20 protein-coding genes and 1 pseudogene are annotated in these 21,783 nt (G+C 42.7%); 9 read left to right on the top strand and 12 right to left on the bottom strand.

The genetic code is table 11. From position 1 onward, the window contains the following. Positions 1-309 (top strand): annotated as a pseudogene (locus PN457_RS06270) (photosystem II q(b) protein); the annotation flags it as partial. Between the two features lie 51 nt (positions 310-360). On the opposite strand, the gene PN457_RS06265 reads toward PN457_RS06270, so the two are convergent. From PN457_RS06265 to PN457_RS06250, 4 genes are all read right to left on the bottom strand, one after another. Continuing rightward, positions 361-1,116 (bottom strand): cobalt-precorrin-6A reductase, encoded by a 756-nt coding sequence (locus tag PN457_RS06265; RefSeq protein ID WP_271732065.1) that lies wholly within the window; start codon positions 1,114-1,116, stop codon positions 361-363. Between the two features lie 52 nt (positions 1,117-1,168). Continuing rightward, on the bottom strand, positions 1,169-2,176 hold the full coding sequence (hemB, locus tag PN457_RS06260; RefSeq protein ID WP_271732064.1) for a porphobilinogen synthase: 1,008 nt from the start codon (positions 2,174-2,176) through the stop codon (positions 1,169-1,171). Positions 2,177-2,479: 303 nt separating this feature from the next. Then, positions 2,480-4,633: a pentapeptide repeat-containing protein gene (locus PN457_RS06255; RefSeq protein WP_271732063.1), complete on the bottom strand. Its 2,154-nt coding sequence runs from the start codon at positions 4,631-4,633 to the stop codon at positions 2,480-2,482. Positions 4,634-4,694: 61 nt separating this feature from the next. Further along, a complete protein-coding gene (locus tag PN457_RS06250; RefSeq protein ID WP_271732062.1) occupies positions 4,695-5,033 on the bottom strand; it encodes a hypothetical protein in 339 nt (112 codons plus the stop codon). Between the two features lie 246 nt (positions 5,034-5,279). Between PN457_RS06250 and PN457_RS06245 the strand changes: the two genes are divergently transcribed. Further along, the gene (locus PN457_RS06245; RefSeq protein WP_271732061.1) at positions 5,280-5,717 is read left to right on the top strand and encodes a hypothetical protein; all 438 of its coding nucleotides are present in this window, start codon (positions 5,280-5,282) and stop codon (positions 5,715-5,717) included. Between the two features lie 30 nt (positions 5,718-5,747). Here PN457_RS06245 and PN457_RS06240 read toward each other — a convergent pair whose 3' ends face one another. Further along, positions 5,748-8,273, bottom strand: coding sequence for a PAS domain-containing hybrid sensor histidine kinase/response regulator (locus PN457_RS06240; protein WP_271732060.1), 2,526 nt, complete (start codon positions 8,271-8,273; stop codon positions 5,748-5,750). 943 nt (positions 8,274-9,216) lie between these two features. Here PN457_RS06240 and PN457_RS06235 point away from each other — a divergent pair. The 3 genes from PN457_RS06235 to PN457_RS06225 all read left to right on the top strand — a co-directional run bounded on the left by PN457_RS06235 (position 9,217) and on the right by PN457_RS06225 (position 11,539). After that, positions 9,217-9,411: a hypothetical protein gene (locus tag PN457_RS06235; protein ID WP_271732059.1), complete on the top strand. Its 195-nt coding sequence runs from the start codon at positions 9,217-9,219 to the stop codon at positions 9,409-9,411. A gap of 238 nt (positions 9,412-9,649) precedes the next feature. Next, positions 9,650-10,261 (top strand): GNAT family N-acetyltransferase, encoded by a 612-nt coding sequence (locus tag PN457_RS06230; protein ID WP_334310749.1) that lies wholly within the window; start codon positions 9,650-9,652, stop codon positions 10,259-10,261. Positions 10,262-10,987: 726 nt separating this feature from the next. Then, positions 10,988-11,539 carry a hypothetical protein gene (locus tag PN457_RS06225; RefSeq protein WP_271732068.1) on the top strand — a complete coding sequence of 184 codons (552 nt, stop codon included), beginning with the start codon at positions 10,988-10,990 and terminating at the stop codon, positions 11,537-11,539. On the opposite strand, the gene PN457_RS06220 is transcribed toward PN457_RS06225, so the two are convergent. Both PN457_RS06220 and PN457_RS06215 read right to left on the bottom strand, forming a co-directional pair. Next, positions 11,531-12,676: a histidinol-phosphate transaminase gene (locus PN457_RS06220; RefSeq protein WP_271732067.1), complete on the bottom strand. Its 1,146-nt coding sequence runs from the start codon at positions 12,674-12,676 to the stop codon at positions 11,531-11,533. The two genes, PN457_RS06225 and PN457_RS06220, sit on opposite strands and share 9 nt — an antisense overlap. 44 nt (positions 12,677-12,720) lie before the next feature. Then, on the bottom strand, positions 12,721-13,359 hold the full coding sequence (locus PN457_RS06215; RefSeq protein WP_271732057.1) for a YqiA/YcfP family alpha/beta fold hydrolase: 639 nt from the start codon (positions 13,357-13,359) through the stop codon (positions 12,721-12,723). Positions 13,360-13,489: 130 nt separating this feature from the next. On the opposite strand from PN457_RS06215, the gene PN457_RS06210 reads away from it, so the two are divergent. Further along, a complete protein-coding gene (locus tag PN457_RS06210) occupies positions 13,490-13,690 on the top strand; it encodes a hypothetical protein (protein ID WP_271732056.1) in 201 nt (66 codons plus the stop codon). A 37-nt stretch (positions 13,691-13,727) separates the two neighbouring features. On the opposite strand, the gene PN457_RS06205 is transcribed toward PN457_RS06210, so the two are convergent. The 3 genes from PN457_RS06205 to pap all read right to left on the bottom strand — a co-directional run bounded on the left by PN457_RS06205 (position 13,728) and on the right by pap (position 16,909). After that, on the bottom strand, positions 13,728-13,955 hold the full coding sequence (locus PN457_RS06205; protein WP_271732055.1) for a hypothetical protein: 228 nt from the start codon (positions 13,953-13,955) through the stop codon (positions 13,728-13,730). A gap of 276 nt (positions 13,956-14,231) precedes the next feature. Then, complete coding sequence (locus PN457_RS06200) at positions 14,232-15,245, bottom strand: methyltransferase (protein ID WP_271732054.1); 1,014 nt, start codon at positions 15,243-15,245, stop codon at positions 14,232-14,234. A gap of 152 nt (positions 15,246-15,397) precedes the next feature. Then, complete coding sequence (gene pap / locus PN457_RS06195) at positions 15,398-16,909, bottom strand: polyphosphate:AMP phosphotransferase (RefSeq protein WP_271732053.1); 1,512 nt, start codon at positions 16,907-16,909, stop codon at positions 15,398-15,400. A gap of 195 nt (positions 16,910-17,104) precedes the next feature. Here pap and PN457_RS06190 point away from each other — a divergent pair, with 195 nt between their 5' ends. Next, positions 17,105-17,878, top strand: a complete 774-nt coding sequence (locus PN457_RS06190; RefSeq protein ID WP_271732052.1) for a GUN4 domain-containing protein — start codon at positions 17,105-17,107, stop codon at positions 17,876-17,878. Positions 17,879-18,061: 183 nt separating this feature from the next. Here PN457_RS06190 and mnmG read toward each other — a convergent pair whose 3' ends face one another. Together mnmG and PN457_RS06180 are read right to left on the bottom strand one after the other, a co-directional pair. Next, positions 18,062-19,984, bottom strand: coding sequence for a tRNA uridine-5-carboxymethylaminomethyl(34) synthesis enzyme MnmG (gene mnmG, locus PN457_RS06185; protein ID WP_271732050.1), 1,923 nt, complete (start codon positions 19,982-19,984; stop codon positions 18,062-18,064). A 237-nt stretch (positions 19,985-20,221) separates the two neighbouring features. Then, positions 20,222-20,527: a DUF4351 domain-containing protein gene (locus PN457_RS06180; protein WP_271732048.1), complete on the bottom strand. Its 306-nt coding sequence runs from the start codon at positions 20,525-20,527 to the stop codon at positions 20,222-20,224. A 242-nt stretch (positions 20,528-20,769) separates the two neighbouring features. Here PN457_RS06180 and PN457_RS06175 point away from each other — a divergent pair, with 242 nt between their 5' ends. After that, positions 20,770-20,991 carry a hypothetical protein gene (locus PN457_RS06175; RefSeq protein ID WP_271732047.1) on the top strand — a complete coding sequence of 74 codons (222 nt, stop codon included), beginning with the start codon at positions 20,770-20,772 and terminating at the stop codon, positions 20,989-20,991. 112 nt (positions 20,992-21,103) lie between these two features. Continuing rightward, complete coding sequence (locus tag PN457_RS06170) at positions 21,104-21,658, top strand: COP23 domain-containing protein (RefSeq protein ID WP_271732046.1); 555 nt, start codon at positions 21,104-21,106, stop codon at positions 21,656-21,658. Positions 21,659-21,783 lie beyond the last annotated feature (125 nt).

Here is a 21,783-nt window from a genome sequence, read left to right as displayed (position 1 = left end):
ATCTTCCAATACGCTTCCTTCAACAACAGCCGTTCACTACACTTCTTCTTAGCTGCTTGGCCTGTAATCGGTATCTGGTTCACTGCTTTGGGTGTAAGCACCATGGCGTTCAACTTGAACGGTTTCAACTTCAACCAATCAGTAATTGATTCTCAAGGTCGCGTTATCGCTACCTGGGCTGATGTGATCAACCGCGCTAACCTGGGTATGGAAGTAATGCACGAGCGTAACGCTCACAACTTCCCCTTAGACTTGGCTGCTGGTGAAGTTGCTCCTGTTGCTTTGACTGCTCCTGCAATCAACGGCTAATCATAAAGTTTAGCTGAATCATAAACGCCTCTCAGAAATGAGGGGCGTTTTTTATTGGGAATGTGGGCGTTTTCCCAATAAAGAATATAGCCACAACAAAGCTTGCTCTATATCTGTAACTTGCTCCCCTGGGGGTGGAGGGGGACGCTTGACCATTATCACAGGGAGGTTTAACTCCCTTGCTGCGACAAGTTTGGCATAAGTGGCCTCACCACCACTATTTTTACTGACAATGGTATCAATTTGATGGTGAATTAGCATTTCTCTTTCATTATGCAGGTGAAAAGGTCCGCGATCGCACAACAGTTTTCCCGGAGGTACTAAAGCATTGGCTTCTGGAGGGTCAATCATCCGCATGAGAAACCAAAGCTGCAAATGGGCAAAAGCTCCGATTTCTTGCCTCCCAATGCTTAAAAAAACCCGTTTTGATTGATTTTCTACTACTGTAGCCGCAGCTTTTATACTATCAACTTCAATCCAGCGATCGCCATTAACTTGTTGCCAAGGTGGGCGGATTAACTTTAAACGGGGTATATTGACTGCAATGGCTGCTTCAGAGGCATTTGAGGCAATTTGAGTCGCAAAGGGATGAGTAGCATCAATCAATACATCAATTTTCATCTGATGCAGATAATTAACTAGTCCAGTCACACCACCAAAACCCCCAATGCGCAAATCCCCCAATGGTAATGAGGGTTGACGGGTGCGACCAGCTAGAGATGTGATAGCCTCAATTCCCTGGATATTGGCAACTTTCGCCGCCAATTGTGCTGCTTCTCCGGTTCCACCAAGAATCAAAACTCTCATTATTTAAACGAACCACAAAGACACAGAGACACCAAGAAGTTGTAGGAGGTAGTTAAGACAACATTAAGGCTACTTCTTTGGCAAAATAAGTCAAGATTAAATCAGCACCGGCTCGTTTCATGCTGGTTAAAGTTTCCAAAATGATTTTTTTCTCATCAATCCAACCCATACGCGCCGCCGCTTTAATCATGGCGTATTCACCACTGACGTTATATGCTGCTACAGGTAGATGTGTGGCGTTGCGGACTTGATGGATGATATCCAGATAAGCTAGGGCTGGTTTCACCATGACCATATCTGCTCCCTCGGCGATGTCTAATTCTATTTCCTTCAAAGCTTCCCTGGTGTTAGCTGGGTCCATTTGATAAGTTTTTTTATCACCAAATTTCGGTGCAGAATCTAAAGCATCCCGGAAAGGTCCATAATAGGCAGAAGCATACTTAGCTGAGTATGCCAAAATGCCCACATCAATGTAACCTGCTGCATCTAAAGCCTGACGAATCGCGCCGACTCTACCATCCATCATATCGGAAGGTGCGACAAAACTGGCCCCGGCTGCTGCTTGGGAAACTGCCATTTTTACCAAGACTTCCACAGTGGGGTCATTCAAGATGTTACCCTCTTCATCAATTAAACCATCATGGCCATGACTAGTGAAGGGGTCTAAGGCCACATCAGTCATGATAATAATGTCTGGAACTGCTTGTTTGATAGCTTTGACAGTTCTCTGTACTAGTCCATTTGAATTATAGCTTTCAGTACCAAGATTATCTTTTTTTTCTTCGGGAATTACGGGAAACAGAGCGATGGCATTGATTCCCAAATCATAAACTTGCTGTACTTCTTTTAACAATAAATCTAAGGAATAGCGATAACAATCAGGCATAGAAGCAATTTCTACTTTTTGCCCTTCTCCCTCGGTGACAAACATGGGGTAGATTAAGTCATTAACACTCAGAGTAGTTTCCCTGACCATTCGTCGTAAAGATTCAGTCCGGCGCAGACGACGAGGACGGTAACGAAGTAAATCCGTGGGATGAGAAGAATTGATTGATGGCATAATCAGCAAATAGATAATAATCAAGAAGACAGACTGAAAACCCTGGAGACAGGGTCTAGGGATTAAAGCCCTATGAGGTGTTTACCCCTGATTCATTTAGTGTTACATTAATTATACCAGGTGGGGGTAATCAACCTGTGACAATCGATGTCGCCTCAGTTGAGCGGCATATTAACCTTACAGTAAAGTGATACTATTGCCGGGAAGTGTGTATCCCCAAAGTTAGCCCTTGTGGAAACAGCCACATCCGGCGGAGATACCGCCAAGAGTTTAATTGTAGAGGCGGGTATGGTTACCGAAATCCTACGGACAACTGGAATGGAAACCGCCTTGGCCACAAATGTAAGCTATTTGGTCACGATCTAAATTTTTGGCTTGAGAGAAATCAACACCTTTGACCACAGCAGAAATTGAGCCTAAATCTGGCGTTTGGACAAATGTATCTGTGGGATTTTGTTTGACCGGAGCCAGAACTGTTCCTAGAAAATCAGCACCGGTGACATTTGCTCCCCGTAAATCCACAAAACTCAGGTCAGCATTTTGCAAGTTAGCATTTTCTAACCTAGCTTTGCGTAATACCGCACCAGTAAGGCGAGTGGCGCTGAGGTTAGCATTACTGAGATTAGCGTTATCTAAATAGGCTCCCGATAAATCTGCTCCTCGCCAATCAGTATTAGTTAGGTTAGCATGGGATAAATTAGTACCCATGGCAATCACCCGACTTAAACGAGCTCCATATAAATTAGCTCCGTGAAATTTGGCATCACCGATGTCAGCACCAGTTAAGCTGGCTTTCTCTAGTAATGCACCCTGCAAATTCGCTCCTACTAGCTGGGTGCTACTAAGATCAGCACCTATTAAACGTGCATGAGATAAATTAGCCTTGTTGAGAATAGCACCGCTTAAATCACTCCGATTCATAATCACCCGACTGAGATTAGCATCGGTGAAATTAGCTTGTTTCATTTGAGCCAGGCTTAAATTCGCGATCGCATCGTCGTAAGTGTCCCAGTGTCCATCCTCACCCCGTCCCCTAAAGATACTACCTTTAAAACTGGCTTGGTTCAGATTTGCAGACTTCCAATTGATTCCCGACAAATCAACCTGATCTAAGACTAACTGGAAAAATGAACTTTCCCTAGCACCCCTTGAACCCAATTCGGCCTTGCTGAGATCAACATTTGCGGTTTTAGCGCTATTGACCCTGAGAATTTTGTTGATTGTCTCCTGGTTAATATGTAACTGCTGTTGTCGCAATTCCCACCCTGGGGATATGCTACCCATAGACTTTAATTCAGCTGCTAAAAACTGATTTTTGTTTTTTAATTCCGGGATAGCCTGGAGTCCAACACTGACTAAAGCTTCTTGAATTTTATTTAGGAGGATGGGGTTGGTTTCTTCAACCAGCATATCTGTGAGAAATTGCCTCGCCTGGTGGTTATTAAGGCTACCCATTGCTAGAATTAGACTTTGGCGATCTTCCGTGGTCGCACCAGAATCAGGACCCAATTTTTGTACAATTGCCAGGAACTTTTCGCTATTGATTTGCTGAGTCTCGCGCCAATTTTGTTGGCTTTGGAGATAAACTTGGGTAGAGACTAAAATTCCTAGCACCGCTATCATACTGCCCAGGGCTGCGCCAAATAAAATCAGGTTGGGGTTTTGTCGCATCCTTCGCCAGAGGGTAGCGATATTTGTAGTTTCCCCAGTGAGGGTTGACATGGATACAGGAGCTAGTTCCTGTTCTGATTGGGCTACCTGGGGTTGCTCCCCTTGCTCCCAAGAGTGCAAAGGATGAGTAGTATCTGTAGTATCTATTGTATATGTCCCTGCTAACCAGTCATGAAATGCCCGACGACCTCGACGTGATGGTAAAGCCATCCCTTCACCGAGCACCATCAAGACAGCCAAAAATGTGAACAGTCCTAAATTGGGAAAGGCAAAACTGTAACGCCACAGAATATAGGCAATAGAAACAGGTATGGTCCACCGACCAACTCCTTCGCGCGCCACAGCTGTTGCTAAACCCACCGGTTTACCTACCTCGTTGACAACACGCACACCAAATTTGCGCTTGGGAATAGTACTACCTGTTTTTCCCAGTAAATATAATTGCCACCATGAAAGGGTTATAGGAGATAATAAGGCTATGATCCACAAAAAATTACTGGGGGCGGCGACATTGGGAATACCATAGCTCACAGGTAGAGCCAAAGGTCGAGCGATCGCTCTTTGAGTGACTACCAATACTGGGTGGAGTGGTACTCGGTTAAAGTCATTTCTAGAATTGGCATAGACACCCAGCCCAAAGGGAACTAGTCCACTCGTAAGTACCAGAGTGATTTCCGTAGCCCATGCAGCCAAACGCCTGGCTGTGAATGGCAAGAAATGGGGTTTTTCAAATTGGTTTGACTCTTTAGATTGACTAGTATTTTTCCTCACAATTGGGGTCACCATTGCGTAATTCCTTTGAATTTATGTTGAAAATATGGATCGGGGCAGTTGAATGAGACTATTGCTATTTTTGGGAGTTACCAGATACAAAAAATTTGTATCCAAGATACACCAAGAAACCCAATAGTGCCACACTGATCACTGATGCAACTAGTCTGAGCAATGCTTGTAGTATTGCCAATCCCAATAGCACCGCCAGACCCCCAACTATTACCTTGGTTATCCCGTTCAAATTCTTAAACCAAAGCTGTAATTTTGCTAAACGAGATTTCCAGTTAACAAATGCTGGCGGGAATGTTTCTGTATTTTTTGCTCGCTGTCCAATATCTACAGATGTAGAATTGATTTGTGCCTCTAGATTTTCGAGGCGACGCTGCAAGTCTTCTTCAGGTTGGTGATTCATCTGGAGTTCTCAGCTGCAATCTAGTCACTAGTTTCACATCAAACTTAGCAAATCCTGGAAATGATCAAATCAAACAGGAACATAGACGGACTCACAGCGTCACTTAGGGTAGGTGTTGATTGTTGCTACCTGATGACTTAAAACCCAGCAAACCCTCATGTGGTAAGAAACTCTCGCTACCAGTGCAGTTTTAGCGGTGAGATGATCAATATGTCAAATCAGAAATAGTCGGGAGGATTAATCATTATGAATAATTTGAGGCTATTGATAGTTGTTTTGGTAGCTTTGGTCACGAGTTTGTCCTTGACTCAGGCTCGGGGTGAAGTACCACGGTTGCAAATTCAAACCAATATCGGGTCAGTACCGCTGATTTTAAATGGCATTTCTGGGGGAGTAATTAGCACTAATTGCGGCAACATTGCTCAAAAGCCCAATCAAATTCTCCAGTTAACAGAACCACTTCCTTACTTACGGGTAACCGTTGACAGTCCTGGACAGCCAACAATACTGATTGACGGACCTGGCGGCCGTTTTTGTGTGATGCCAGATAATTACTCAGAAACTAAGCCAGAAATTACTGGTTATTGGCAGGCAGGAGAATACTCCCTATACGTAGGTGACATATCCCAAAATCAGTATAAATATACAATCTCAATTTCTCAAGATAAAAAGTCGAACAAGTAGTTGATATCAGCCACAAAAGTTGATTTTCAGCTAGCTTTTATGGAGTAGATGGTGGAGGCTATTTAATAAATCTTTGGCTGTGTAGGGCTTAGAAACAACTAAATCCACATCAGTATGAGCTGGATGTGCCAAGGGGACTGTGGTGTCAAGTCCGCTACAAGCAATAATTTTTACCCGTGGGTTAATTTTTCGCAAAGTGCGGATGGCCGTATTTCCATCCATTTCTGGCATCATGATATCCATTAAAACGGCGCTGATGTCCTGTGTGTACTGAGCATAAAGTGCGATCGCCTCAATGCCATTACTAGCGGTGAGAGTTCTATAATTGTATTTCTCCAGAACAATTTTAGCAATCTCCCGAATTTGTGCCTCATCATCCACAAATAAAATTAGTTCTCCCTGACCGGGAAATATATCTAAATTATTTAGATCAAGAGATTGGGCTACTTCCACCGCCGGCAAAAACAGATGAAATTCACTGCCTTGAGCAACCTTGCTACATACATTGATAAACCCACGGTGGTTTTTGATAATTCCCAGGACTGTTGAAAGCCCCAAACCTGTACCTTTGCCGATATCTTTGGTGGTGAAAAATGGATCAAAAATTCTCTCTAAAATTTCCGGTGCTATCCCCATTCCCGTATCGGCAACCGTAACTACCACATAATTGCCTACTTTGGCATCAAGATTCATTTGGGCATAGGCTTGATCAATAAACATATTTTTTGTAGAGATGGTGAGGGTACCACCTGCTGGCATAGCATCACGGGCATTAACCACGAGATTCATTAGCACCTGATGGAGTTGAGTGGCGTCTCCGCAGACAGCCCACAGATCTTCTGGTATGGTGACGGCAAATTCAATAGATTTGGGAAATGTTTGTTTGGCTATGTAGCTAATTTCCGAAATCAGATGCTTGAGTTGAACTATCGTGCGCTCTCCCTTAAATCCTCGCGCAAATGACAAGACTTGTTTGACTAAGGCAGCACCGCGTTTGCTGTTGCTTTCAATAATAGGTAGTAGCTGTTGGTAATGCTCCTTGTCTTGAGAGCATCTGACCTGTAGCAGTTGTGATGCTGCCAAAATTGGCGTTAAAATGTTATTCAGGTCGTGAGCAATTCCACTGGCTAAAGTACCAAGGCTTTCCAAACGTTGAGCGCGGAAAAACTGCTCTTCGAGTTGTTTCTTTTCTGTGATGTCAGTGTCAACACAAAGAATAGATTTCGGTTGTCCTGCTGCATCATACATCAGCGTCCAGCGGCTAGCTACGACAATTTGTTGCCCTGATTTCGTCGATTTAGTCATTTCCCCCTGCCATGAACCAGATGCAATCACAGCCGTGAGTGATGTTTCCAGTGCCAGGGAATTTTTGTTGTTAAACCGATCCTGGAGGTCTTTACCTAAAACCTCTTGTGCGTCCCAACCATATATATGTTCTGCACCTTGATTCCAGAATAATACTTTACGGTGCAAATCTATGACTAAAATTGCATCCGTGGCAATATCAAGTAAGGCTGCCTGCTCCCTAATTTTCTCTTCGGCTTGTTTGCGCCCTGTAATATCTCTGCCAACCCCCTGCAATTCCAAGACCTCTCCCCCTTCATTGCGAATGGCGACAATATTCCATTGCAGCCAGTGCATACCATTCACTGTCAACAGACGACACTCACTGGTGATTGAGCCATGGGGTGAAGATATCAAACTGCTGATATTTTCTCTGATTTGAGGGAAGTCGTCGGGATGGAAAAACTCACATACCGATTGACCAAGTAATTCCTGCAACTGCTTACCCAATGCTTGGTAAGCTACTTTGTTAGCAAAGCTGACCCTTCCCTGTAAATCTATACGGATAATCAGGTCGGTTTGAGTTTCCACCAGCTGGCGATACAGTTTCTCGCTTTGCCGCAATGACTCTTCGGCGCGTTGACGTTGAGTAATTTCCTGTTGTAAAAGCTGGTTAAATACGAGAAGTTGGTTAGTGCGTTCCACTACCAGATGTTCTAAGTCTTTGCTTTCCTCATATAATGCCGCTTCTGCTTGTTTGCGATCGCTAATGTCAAAAAGCAACCAGCGCCAACCGACAGGATTACCCTGTCCGTCATACATTGCACTATATCTAACAGTAGCCGGAAAAGATAGACCACCCTGTGGCTGAAGGCAAATTTCCCAGTCTTTTCGCTGTTGCAAGGTCTGTAGTTCTGTGATCAGTTTCTCTGGTTCTTGTTCAGCAATAAACAAAACTAATGGTTTGCCCATTAAATAATTTTGTTCCACAGACAGCAAGGTGGCGGCTGCATGGTTAGCTTCTTGAATCACACCTGTGACATCGGTGACTAAATATGGGTGGGGAGCGAAGTCAAATAAATCTTGATAACGTTGACGTTCTAATTCGGTGATTTCAAGAGCAATTGCCATTTCTTGATTTTGTTGACGCAGCCCTTGTACAACTACTTGGAGTTGTTCTAGGGTTTGCCGAACTTCTTTATTCCCTTCCATGACTTCAGCTGTTTGTAAGTCCGACCATTTTTTTAAGTGATTGTCAGTTTGGCTGGGCATTACTTCTGGTAGCTGATTTACTTTCTGTATCTTTGGCAGTGAGACTTCCACAAAGATCACCATTTCGTTTATAGGTCTTACTAATTGCCTCTGTTCACCTCAAAACAGGGGATGACTAATTTACTGCTGGGGCAATATTCACAAGTCTCTTCTGATTGGGATTCGCAACCACTATCACCAACCAAGGAAATATTGGGAAACTTGTTTGTCAGTAGAGGTTATGGAGTTGAACCGGCTATAAATCAGATAATTGAATAGGGAAATGCTTGGATAAAAAAAGTCTGTACTTGCTATAGCCTAAATGATATACAACTTGGGATGTTGAACAATTTTTTTGTAGTTCTCAAGTCTATTGTATTCTTGAATTCGCCATAGATGATCTTTTCCTAAAAGAGATTATACTCAAGAGATTACACCAATTGATGGTGTGACCATGGAGGGGTGACACCACCCAAGTTAAAGATTTAAGGTATGGTAATCATAAAAAATGTATTGATTACTACTATTATTTTCTATCAGGATAATTGCCGTAATGTCTGTGTGGAGAGAATTTTTACCTTAATTGTGTAATTAAAAATTGATTGCCAAACGTTTAATTGATACTTTTATGTTTTTTTTAATTACCCATGCTATGTAATTACCAAATCCTAATTTCTTATTGTCCCCATTCCCTCTACCCAAAGCACTACCTCCTTGAGAAGATTTGCTGTACTTTTATCACCTAACTTCTACACTTGGCAAGCTCACAAATAAGTAATGGCAGGTATAGCAAAATTCAAATGATTTTGGCAGTTTGTTATCTCCTAAACGCCCTGCTTGTTGCTATAATCGGCAAACATCGCCCAGATGCATATCTGCATTACCATTTTATCTTTTAAAGCTAGACTTTATTCATTTTTTCCTTGGCTATAGCCAAGGGCTGCTGCAAGCAGAGCGCTAAAAAATGCCGGTTTTGCTGCATAATGCGATCGCACTCAACAAGTTAGGTAGTTTATGCATCTTCACCAGAAACCCTGACTACAAAACAAAAAATATAATTTTGTTTGAGACCTGGCTCAGTCCCATGATCAAAAAATCCCGTTACCAAAATTGTTACGAGTGTTCTGCCACTTTGGCATTACTTTATGATGGTACTTAGTTAAGCTCCTCACACTACACCACAAGCCGTACAACATCATGTTGTATGGCTTTTTATTTAAATAAGCGATATTAAGTTACAATTTCAATGCTAAATCACTTATTGAGGTTAGTATTGAAATCTAACACAGCTTGCCGAGTATTTTAGCCAGAAGCCTACAGTGTCCACTAGGTCAGTGTAGGAGTATGTCACTATATTCGAGAATATTTCGTTTAATTAAATCCATACTAAACTTGCCTTGACATCCTGGTTTTTTGATCCTTACCACCAAGAGCCGGTCATATCTCCTGCGGAACAAGCTTCCTGGCAGTTCCAAATCCGTGTGGCCACAGCTGATGATTTGACTAGTATTGCTCACATCATTGCCGAAAGCTTTCACGGACATGATGGTTTCTGGGGATGGGCTTTTCCCCTGGTACGTTTGGGTATTTACGAAGACCTCAAACATCGCTTATCATCTCCTGCACCCCATCATGTTTGTTTGGTTGCTATTGAGACTACTAATACCGCCTGTCATCACTTAGTAGGGACTGTGGAATTGGGTGTGCGTTTGAGTGATTCTTGGGTAAGGACAGGTAGAAGTTTTCCTTATCTGTCAAATTTAGCGGTTCACCCCAAATATCGTAGACATGGTATTGCTTCAGGACTTCTGATTAAGTGTGAAAAATTCGCTCACGAGTGGGGATTTGATGACTTATACCTCCATGTCTTGGAAAATAACCATCAAGCACAGCAACTTTATTTCAAACTGGGATATAAGCTGCATAAATCAGAATCTAATTGGAATAGATTTCCCATCAGGCGTTCCCGGCAAATACTTTTACACAAACATCTGAGGATTGAATGTTGATTAAACTATCCGAATCAATTTACATATTGAGTAGTATATATAGCATTTACCATGCTCGTGAGGTACATTTTTTTTTAGTTTGAGGGAACAACGGAATAGGGAATAGGGAATAGGTGTGTACTTCATTAGCCTGAAAAAGGCTATAATACTAGTAAATTGAGAAATGTAATCTCTGGTATTAGCTTTTATTTAATACTGAATTGGTGATATGGTTAATATTGAAGCTATTTCGCCAAGAATAAAATAATACTCATTTGCTCAACTAATCTCTGGGTAATTGCATAAAATTTAGGTAAGCAACTTTAGTCTGATTAGTATTTACATTTAAGGGTCAAAACTGCCAACAAGGCATAATTATATGTCATCTAAATTTGATGGCATAGGTAAATAGGTGGTTAGTAAATATCAAAGATAGATTGTGATGGAAAAGTCTTACAATCAGACTTAACAGACATTTTCAAAGATTATAATAACTTTGTATTTAGTAATTTACCTTTACCAAAACTTTAATAAAAATAGCTTGGTTGACGCGACAAATGCGAGTAAATCTCATAGAATATCATTAACTATCTAATAATCAAATTACCCGTTGAGTTCTACTTACATGAACCAGGAAACTTTTTTGATGAAAAATTTTTCCTCAACTATTAAAAATCTGATTTGATTTTACCCAAGTTAGGGGTGGAAGTGCATAATACTACCAAATTATCTGCAAGTTCGAGAAAAATGGATAGCGAGAGTCACCGACGCTATCAAGCTGCTATGGTATCAAGTTACTACCCTAATACTATTCTCTTAGACCATCCTGTGATGACAGATGGAGCTAAGGAGTCATATGGAGCGGATATCCTGACACTGCTGCACAGTGAGAAGATTTTTGTTGTTAATAGTCGTAGGCGTAATGGTTTAATACTGTTTAAAGGCTATCATGCAGAATTTGCGGGCCCGGGTGCGGCTGTTGGGGGAAATTATGATCATGATTGTGAAATGGTATTACTCGTAGGTAATTTGTCCTTAGTAACTCCTGAATCTTATGAGGAGCGTCAGAAGGCTTATTTAATTAGGCGACAATGGACTAGGTTAATCAAGCAAATTACAGAGACCCCGCGTCCAGAGCAGCGAGTTCGGAAAATTATCGATCAATTTGAACAATATTTTTCACCATCAATTGTGGCGGAAATGCCTGATATTGTCTTTGCGCTTTTAGTAGGGGTGTTGCCAAGAACGGTAGGAATAGTACGCCGTTTCGGCAACGAGTTGGATGAGGCTTTAATGTAGAATTGCCAAAGCAGCTTGTATTCTCTCTAAGGTACGGGTGTTTTCTGCGGGTGAGCCGATAGTAATGCGCAGTCCTCCGTTAATTTCGCGGACAAGGGTACCGGAAGTTTTGAGTTTTTGGTGAAGAGTTGTTAAAGTCAGGTTTTGATTTTCAGGGTTATTTCCTTGAAGACGGAGGAAGATAAAGTTAGCTGCACTTTTGATTATTTGTAATCTGGGATGTTGAGATAAAACTTCTATAAGTTTGTCTCGTTCATGCAAAGTTGGGGAAATTGACTCTAGCAAAAGTTGTTTATTTTCCATTGCAGCTAATGCGCCAGCAATTGAGAAGCTAGGAAGATTATAGGGTAAGCGGACTTTTTCTAAGATAGCGATCGCCTGTGGATGACCCACACAATAACCCACACGCAGGGCTGCTAACCGAAAGGCTTTGGAAAAAGTACGTAAAATTACCCAGTTAGGATGTTGTGGTAATTCACTAACTAGGGTAGTTTGGCTAAATTCAAAATAAGCTTCATCAATGACTACCAGAATCTGCTCATCTAAACTTCTTAACCATGACAACTCTGCCCCAGTCAAACAGTTACCGGTGGGAGAATTGGGATGTACCACAAAAACCACGCGAATGGGGGGAGTTTGAGTTGCTTCTAGGGCAGATTGGGCAGCTTTTAAGTCAATTTCAAAATTATCGGGGTTTCTGTCTACTGTCACCACGGGAATGCCTAAAGTTTTGGCTAAAATTCCATACATGGAGAAAGTGGGATGAGCGACTAAAATTGAGCCTTCGCCCCCCAGACAGGTGGCGATTAATAATGAGCGAATTAGTTCGTCGGAACCGTTACCTAGAGAAATATTAGCAGCAGTAAATATAGATGGGGACAGGGAAGCAGATTCATTAACGTATTGTGCGATCGCCTGTTTGAGGTTCTCATGTCCACCGTCAGGATAACGATTTGTTTCAATTACTTGCTCATAGGTCAAAGCCAGCTTTTGTTTTAACTGGGGGGGTAAATCATAGGGGCTTTCGTTGGTATCCAGCCGATCCAACTGGGGGGCTACTCCGGCGGCGGTATCACTGCTGGGGTGAGGTTTATAGGCGGTGAATTGGGCTAAATCTGACCGGATAAAACTCAGCATAATTTTAGTCATTAATAATTAGTCAGGACTTCATATTTTACACCTCAAGGGAACTGGCAGAATTGGTAGATTGCTGCCCAAATTTTTGCCATGACATTACCTAGGGCGTGGTCGCTGTCTAGTTCTATTAATTCTACCCAAGGACGCGATCGCGCAAATTCCCGACTGGCCGTGATGGGAATCACCTCATCTTGTTGACCATGGAAGATCAGGGTCGGTACAGGGCGCTGTAATATTGTTTCTTTGTACTGGGCTGCATCTATGACAAAATTATAACTCAAGGGGAGCGATCGCCCTTCCCCATAGTGGTGAATCATCAGATATTGTTCTTGTTCCCAGCGCTGTACTTCTGGATTCCCCAGTTGAGGTAACCAATGGGATAAAAACCCAAAAGCTGGTGCTAACAAAACCAGGTGTTGCACTTGTGAATATTGCTGTGCTAGATGAGCACTGGTCAGACCGCCCAAACTAGAACCAATTAAAGTTACCGGGGTAGAATCATCAGGGAATTGGGCTGCAACTTGGGTAATCTGACGGGTGATAGTTAATTGGGAAAAATCCCCAGCATTCAAATCGGGGATTTTCAGCTTGATGTCAATTTCTGCAAAGCGATCGCTGATATCCTGGGCTTTAGCAGATTTGGGGCTAGAAGCAAAACCGTGTAGGTAGATGTAGTCATTCACAACGGTTAACTGATATAAAGGTCAACCCTCCGATAGAGGAATAAATCAATCATCATCACATTTTAGATAGAGCAATTACTAGTTGTGAATTGCCTAGAATCTGCTTATGTTAAATGAGCAGGATGTAATTATGTCCGAAGAACAAAAACAAAAATCTGATCATCAAGAAACCACTCCCAGTGCTTCTGGTGGGTACCAAACCCCTATTCAAGCAGATATTCGCAAAACCGGAACTGCGGCTAAAAGTGAGGCTAAACCCACAGCTGAACCTGAAGCACCAGGAGAGGATAGTGTTGCTGGTAGTCCCAATCAAGGGACCGAATCGCGCTAAGTGCTGGGAATTGTTGTATTTCATTCCCACAGCGATATTAAATTACAGCTGCTTCCCGTTGACAATCAAAAACCACCATAAACGCAGCATTAGGTGTTGTCTGGGTCAAGTGCTGCATATAACCTTCTGCATCGGAACGACTGCGGAAGCGAGCCACAATTTCCCTTTGTGTATCAGGAGCTAAACGAGCGATCGCCCAAGAATTGAGACGTGCTTTGTAGCCAGTTGCTGGAGTTGCTGCTTTTTCTTCAGTATTGTGGGGCATAGTTTATTTTAATTGCGTGAATTGTTGTGAGGAAATTGACTGAGATCGTGCCAGGGGTGGGCTAATAGATTTTTTTATGTTCTGCCACCTTATTATTACATTATTCGGAGATTGTCAAGAGTGCTGGCTGCCTTTTAGACCTAATTAGGTAGAATTTTATTTTATACAGGTTTACGAACATAAAATACTGTCGGTGGTATGTCTTGTATCTATTCCTACAAGCCGCCGACAGTCAAGGTAAATATAATAATCTGCGACCATCTAAATACTAAATCTTTATTTACACCCTTCAATCACACAAATATCCTCAGCAGTGCGGATAACCTGAGTTAATTTCAAACCCGCTTGAGCAAATAATTGGTGAAATTCACTTTGGGTTCTTTCTTTTCCTCCAGGACACATCACCAACATATTTAAATCTAACATTTTGGCTGCTCCTGGAATATTACCAGGTTCAACAATCATTTCTAAAACCAAGATTTTACTATGCTCATCCATAGCATTTCTACAGTTTTGGAGAATTGTTAATGCTCGTTCATCATCCCAGTCATGAAGAATGTGTTTTAAAAGATACGCGTCTCCTCCCTGTGGAACCGATGTAAAAAAATCGCCACTGAGCATTTGACAACGTTCAAGAATACCATGTTTTACCAAAGTAGGTTCAGCATGGGAAATAACATATTCTTCATCAAACAAAATACCTTGTAGATGGGGGTATTTTTGTAAAAATGTTCCCAACATTTCCCCATATCCTCCCCCTATGTCAACTAGGGTTTTAAATTGGGAAAAATCATATACATCTAATATGGCTTTTTCTTCCACAAAAGAGAAAGAGTTCATGCACTGCTCAAATATCTCTGCATCTTGGGGATGGGATTTAAAGTAATCAAATACTCCCATACCAAAAGCATGATCAAATGCTGGTTTCCCGGTTTTAACACTATAGAGGAAATTTCCCCAAGGTTGATAATGAGGTGCTTCCCCGAACATCACAGCTGTAGCTTTAAGTGATTGAGGATGATCACTACATAAATATTCTGCTAAGGGAGTGAGGATAAATTGTTCAGGTTCTGTTTCCTGGAAAATACCGATACTGGCTAAAGCTCTCATCATGCGGTACAATGAGTCAGGATTACTATCAGTATTTGACGCGAGTTGTTGACAGGATTGAGAACCTGGTTTCAGGAGATCGGCAATCCCCAATTTAGCGGCGGTGTAGATAGCTTGAGATACCCAATAACCGGAAATCATTTGTGATAATTGGGTATGGGGAGAAATTTGAGGTATCACAGGTTCACTGATTGTTTTATCTAAATTGTTTAAGTAGATTTCCGGATCCTATCATGGATGATTAACCAAACATATATAAAATATAAAATCTTAGGTAAAAAGTAGTAATGGCTTTTATACTGGTATAGGCTAAATCATCAGGGTGCTAGATGTTAGCTTTTACTGTGGTGACGGCGCTTTAATTCTGTCTCAATAGCTTGGACTACAGTTTCAATTACCTTGACGCGGGCGTAATATTTGTCATTAGCAGCGACAATTGTCCAAGGAGCGTTGGGGGTGCTGGTGCGGTGAATGGCTTGATTTACTGCTACATAGTAATCATTCCACTTTTCCCGATTCCGCCAGTCTTCATTGGTAAGTTTGTACTGCTTAAAAGGGTCATTTTTACGAGATGTAAAGCGCTCAAGTTGTTCTTCTGGGCTAATGTGTAGCCATAACTTAACTAAAACATAGCCAGCAGTGGTTAACTGAGCCTCAAACTCATTAATTTCGCGGTAGGCTCTGCGCCACTCGATTTCCGAAGCAAAACCTTCTACCCGCTCCACTAATACCCGACCATACCAAGAGCGGTCAAAAATGCCAATTATCCCAGATGTGGGTAATCGTCGCCAAAATCGCCAGAGGTAATGATGAACTTTCTCGTCATCTGTGGGCGCTGGGAAGGGATGAACAAAGTAACTACGCGGATCGAGAATATCTGTGAGGCGTTTAATTGCGCCGCCTTTACCTGCTGCATCCCAACCTTCAAATATTACCAGTACAGGAATTTGATGTTTATAGATGCTTAATTGTAACTTGCGTAGTTTTACTTGCTCCTGGAGTAATTTTTCTTGGTATTCTGGTTCGGGAAGACTTAAGCTTAAATCGACTTGTGCGAGTAAGTCTAACTCGGTGGGTTCTAACTGGGTTTGTGGTGGTAAAGTGGGGGTGGGAAGCTGAATTTTTAGCCTATCCAATGCAGATGTTAAGGTTGCAGCTAGCTGGGTAAGTACTTTCACCTGCGCCCAGCGCTCGGAGTCTGCTTCTACCAGAGTCCAAGGGGCAAAACCTGTACTAGTTTGTACTAGCATCTCTTCTGCATAGCTGGTGTAACGGTCATAGTGTTTTTCTTGCTTCCAGTCTTCTTTGCGGACTCGCCAAGCAGTTAATTGATCTTTAGCATATTCTTTTAAACGACTTTTCAATTCTTTACGGCTTAGATGTAACCAAAATTTAGCGATCGCAGTCCCATCATCCACCATTTGGCGCTCAAAGGCGTTAATTTGTGCCATCAGGGTGGGTACTGTGGGAACTTGATTAATTCCGACCCGCTCTAACAGACGTTCTTCGAGAACATGAGTATACCAACTGTGATAGAAAAAGCTAATTTTACCTTGGGCGGGTATTTTTTCCCAAAATCGCCAGAGGAAGGGATATTTACGTTCTTCTGGGGTGGGTGGCCAGATAGGATGTACCTGAAATCCCCGTGGATCCATGTAAGAAACCATTTGCTTTACTAGTCTACCCTTACCAGAAGCAGCCCAACCCTCCAATACCACAATTACAGGTAACTTTTTATTCCAACAGGCATTTTGCAGTTCTCGCAGTTGATACATTAGCCTGTCAATTTCTGACTTGTAGATGGTTTTGTCTAAGGAAACTGTTAAATCTAGTGTATCTAGCATAGCATTGGTTTATCTATGTATTAGGATATTATGGCATACAGTAGATATTAGTAGTTGTAAATAAAATTTTACCCTCCCCGCAGCCGGAGACTGAAAAGATCAAAAAATTCCCCAACCATAGATAAAAATCACACTTGTTCTTTTTACCCCAAGAACATTCATAATTATGACTAGATGTAAGTCCCAATATTCACTATGAACAATCAACCCGGAGAATATGATGCTGTCCTTGGTGGTCACAGTCCCAGTCCTGAGTTTGCAGTAGTTTTAGGTGGTCTTGAAGGGGTGATATTCCGGTATAGTGACCCTGACCCCCTGGTGAGAATTGCCGCACTTGCACAAGCTTTGAATTATAGTGAAGCAGGTTTAGATATATTAGTTCAGGCTTTAAATGATCAGTCGCCACAAGTACAAAATGCTGCTTATTCCTTGTTGCAGTCTCGCACAGAAGCCAAGGTAAAACAAGCCCTGAGTATATTTGAAGATGGATCATTAAAGTCAGCTATCGGGGTGGACTATAAGAATCTGCGTGACCTACTTCTGCATAAAAGGTGGAGAGACGCAGATGATGAGACTAGACGCTTAATGTTAGGGGTGGCGAAACGGGAAAAAGAAGGTTGGTTAAACCATGAGAGTATTGATAATTTTCCCTGTGAAGACTTGGGTATGATAGACCAATTATGGGTGAAATACAGTCATGGACGCTTTGGGTTTTCTGTACAGAAACGCATTTATGAAAGCATTTATCAAAGTTTGGGAGGAAAGAAACAATGGGATTATGATATTTGGAGAGCCTTCGGGGAAGAAATAGGATGGAGGAAAGGAGGAAGTTGGTTATACTACATTGATATTATTTTTGACCTCACAGCAGTAGAAGGCCATCTTCCAGTTTACGAGTGTTGGTTTGGGGAGAAAGAACTGGTTTGGGGGGTGAATTTCTTTTCTCACGTTGGTAGTTGTCAACTTTAAGCCCAACATTGTATCAAAGTCTGTTGAATTAAACGACGTTGAAACCCATCACAGAGTCCTATAACTCTGCCATGATGGGGTTATCATTCCTCAACCCCACCTAGTATTATTACAAGTATTTACCCTCAAGTTATCTGGTTTAGAAGCTAGTTTAATTACCGATCGCACTAGAATCACCTGCAATTAAGCCGAAGCGGTCAACTCTGACTGAGTTTTAGTTTTACGTAACTCCAAATATATTAACAAAGCGTTAATATCTGCGGGATTTACGCCCCCAGTCCGTGCAGCTTGACCGATGGTTAAGGGTTTGACACGGGTGAGTTTTTCCCGCGCTTCTTTAGAAAGGGTATCAATTGTGTTATAATCTAAGTCCGCGGGTAGCTGACGGTTAGCCTGACGGGTAATCTGTTCAATTTGATGTTGTTGTCTAGCCAGATAACCAGAATACTTGATGTCAATCTCTGCGCCTTCTTTTTCCCCTTGGTTGAGGGTGGGGTTTCCCAGTCCGTAACGTTCCAGGTCAATGTAATGAAATCCTGGACGACGGAGTAAATCAGCTAGGGTGATAGAACCTTTAATAGCTTGTTGGGATGCGGAGGCGATCGCCTGACCGATGGGGTCATGTTCCTTAATTCTGGTATTATATAAACGGTCTTTTTCTTGACTAATCTGCGTTTGTTTACTGGTGAACAACTCCCAACGGCGATCGTCAATTAAACCGATTTCCCTTCCTAAAGGTGTTAAACGTTGGTCAGCATTATCGGACCGCAACAATAACCGATACTCAGAGCGACTAGTGAGCATCCGGTAAGGTTCCCGTAAATCTTTAGTACACAAATCATCAAGCAAAGTACCAAGGTAACTATGTTCACGGGGGAAAACAATCATCTGTTTACCCTGAACCAACCGTGCTGCATTAATACCCGCTACAATTCCTTGAGCTGCGGCCTCTTCATAACCCGTAGTACCGTTAATTTGTCCCGCGCAGAATAAACCATTAATTTTCTTAGTCATCAGTGTAGGATAACACTGAGTAGCGGGTAAATAGTCATACTCCACAGCATAAGCCGGACGCAACATAGTACAATTTTCCAACCCCGGCAGAGTGCGTAACATTTGCAACTGCAGATTTTCCGGTAACCCCGTAGAAAACCCTTGAATATATAATTCTGGGATGTCCCGACCTTCCGGTTCAATAAAGATTTGGTGGCTTTCCTTATCAGCAAAGCGGACTATTTTATCTTCAATACTGGGACAGTAGCGAGGTCCCTTAGCTTCCACCCAACCACCATAAACCGGTGATAGATGTAAATTTTCCCGAATTAAACGATGAGTATCTGCATTAGTCCGGGTGATGTAACAGGGAACTTGTTCCCGTTCCACCCACACCTGGGGGTCAAAACTAAACCAGCGTACCTCCTCATCTCCTGGTTGGATAGTCATCTTAGTATAGTCCACTGATCGCTTATCTACCCGTGCGGGCGTACCCGTTTTCAGCCTACCGGTTTCAAAACCCAAGCGGTTGAGAGTTTGGGTCAAACCCTCAGCCGCAAACTCGCCAGCTCGTCCAGCGGCCATAGACCTATTACCTACCCAGATTTTACCACCCAAAAACGTCCCAGTTGTCAAAATCACCGCTTGACATTGAAACCCCACACCAAAATAAGTTTCAACCCCAATCACCTCATCATTAGCACCCAAAACCAAATCCGTAACCATCCCCTCCCGGATAGTCAGATTTTCTTGGTTTTCCACAACACCCTTCATCACCGCCGCATATTCCCGCTTATCACTTTGAGCGCGTAAAGCCCACACCGCCGGACCCCGTGAAGAATTGAGGACGCGCTTTTGTAAATAGGTGCGGTCTGCAACCTTGCCAATTTCCCCCCCCAAAGCATCCACCTCATGGGTCAACTGAGACTTAGCCGGGCCACCCACCGCCGGGTTACAAGGTTGCCAAGCTATTTTATCTAAATTGAGTGTTAGTAGCAAAGTCCGACAGCCGAGACGAGCAGCAGCAAGAGCCGCTTCACAACCGGAGTGACCTGCACCCACCACAATAACATCAAAAGCATCTTGGAATTCAACGGAATTGTGCATGGTCATACTTACACAGATTAGCAGATTAAGACTTACTACAACTGATTGTAACCCAACCACAACACCCTCAAACACAAATCACAAACAAACCTCTGCGTACCTTTGCGCCCACCTTTGCGCCCCTTTGCGTTTAACAACAGATGAGGCGATCGCTATTCCATATACCCCATCCCTTTGTCAGGGTGGGGGTGGAAACCCAATCAGAACACCTACGCCGGGCGATCGCCCTGCTAGAGTCAACCGTCAAGAAAGCTGTTCTAACCAAGTTTGTAACTGTTGCATATCTCTAAGGTCTAGTAACTCTTCTGCTAAACTCTCTAGTTGCTCTACTGGTAGCATTTGAATTTGCTGTTTTACTGTATCATCCAAGGTTCCTAAGCGACGCTGTAACTGACGTAGAACCAATTGGGTTTCCCCTTCCAGTCGTCCTTCCAGTCGTCCTTCCAGTCGTCCCTGTTGTAATCCCTGTTGTAATCCCTGTTTTTCCCCCTGCTGTAATCCCTCTTTGAGTATTTCCTGATACCATGGTGATTCTCTTAATACCGTCATATCCCACCTCATGATTTGTTGAACTAAGGGAATATCTAATACAAAACTAGCAAAAGTTGTATATAAGTATATTTGTTTTGTGTCAATGGCGATCGCTGCGCAGCGGTGTTAAAGGCGATAGCGAAGCGCTGCTGCAAGCAGATCGCTCTGGGGTTAAAAACCCAGTTTGATGCTACACGGGGAGCCAGGGGTTAGAAACCCCCGTCTCAAAGCTAAAGTCAGATAAATCTGACTAGAAGATTATGTATTTAATTATCTTGACAAGATGCGATAGCGAAGCGCTGCTGCAAGCAGTTCGCTATTCCATATACCCCATCCCTTGGTCAGGTTGGGCGTGGGGTCAAATCCAATCAGAACACCTACACAGGGCGATCTGCAGTCAACAGTCAACCGTCAACAGTCAACCGTCAACCCTCAACAACAATCATATTACTGCCAAAACCCAGAGATATTTTCTTAATTAGTGGTAATTTAACCAAAAACCTTGGGAACAATGTAAAATATACATACGTCACAGGTTTATGTATTTCCACCTGGACGGTTAAGTAATCTCCCCATCTATTTAAACTTAAAACCATGCATCTACCAAAACTAACTAGCGCTGTAGCCTTAACAGCACTGACATTTACCCTCAGTACTACCCCTGCTTCGAGTCAAAATATACCCAATCAAATCAGCTTTGTTTGTCGCTCAATTGCTAGCCGCAGCGGCGGACTGCGGACAGTTCCCGCCACCGTGGCGTTTATACCTGAAGCAAAACAACACCGGAGAATCATTGCTTGGGAATCTGACTCCTTCCCCAACACCGGGTGGACACCCAGAAAACGCTGTGAAGAAATAAGTCAAAAATTCCAAAAATTTTACAATCAAGGTCAGTTAACATACATGACCCACGGTAGAATTAGGGGGTCAGGAGTGATCTGCGCCCCTAAATTCGGTGGAACCTGTGATAGTGAGAATCAATTATTTACAGTCAAACCCGGAAGCGACCCTGAAAAAGTTTTAGCCGAACTCACCCAAATTGCCAAAGGTCAAACTGCGCCGGTGTGGCAAACCGCTGATAATAACCAGAGGTACTTAAATTTCGGTCTTTATTTAGAAAATGCTTCACTAGCGGATGTAACCGAATAGGTGACAGATGTCGCCAAAGGTTTGACCCCACCCTAACCCTCCCCTTACAAGGGGAGGGGACTGGATTTATAGTTTGCAGTCAGGATTAAGCATCTAGAGGAGACGAAGGTTAGAAACTCCCATCT

This window comes from Anabaenopsis arnoldii (assembly GCF_028331025.1).
GTDB classification, from domain to species: Bacteria; Cyanobacteriota; Cyanobacteriia; order Cyanobacteriales; family Nostocaceae; genus Anabaenopsis; species Anabaenopsis arnoldii.
Note: the sequence above shows the minus strand (reverse complement) of the source record. Positions and strands in the feature narration are given on the sequence as shown.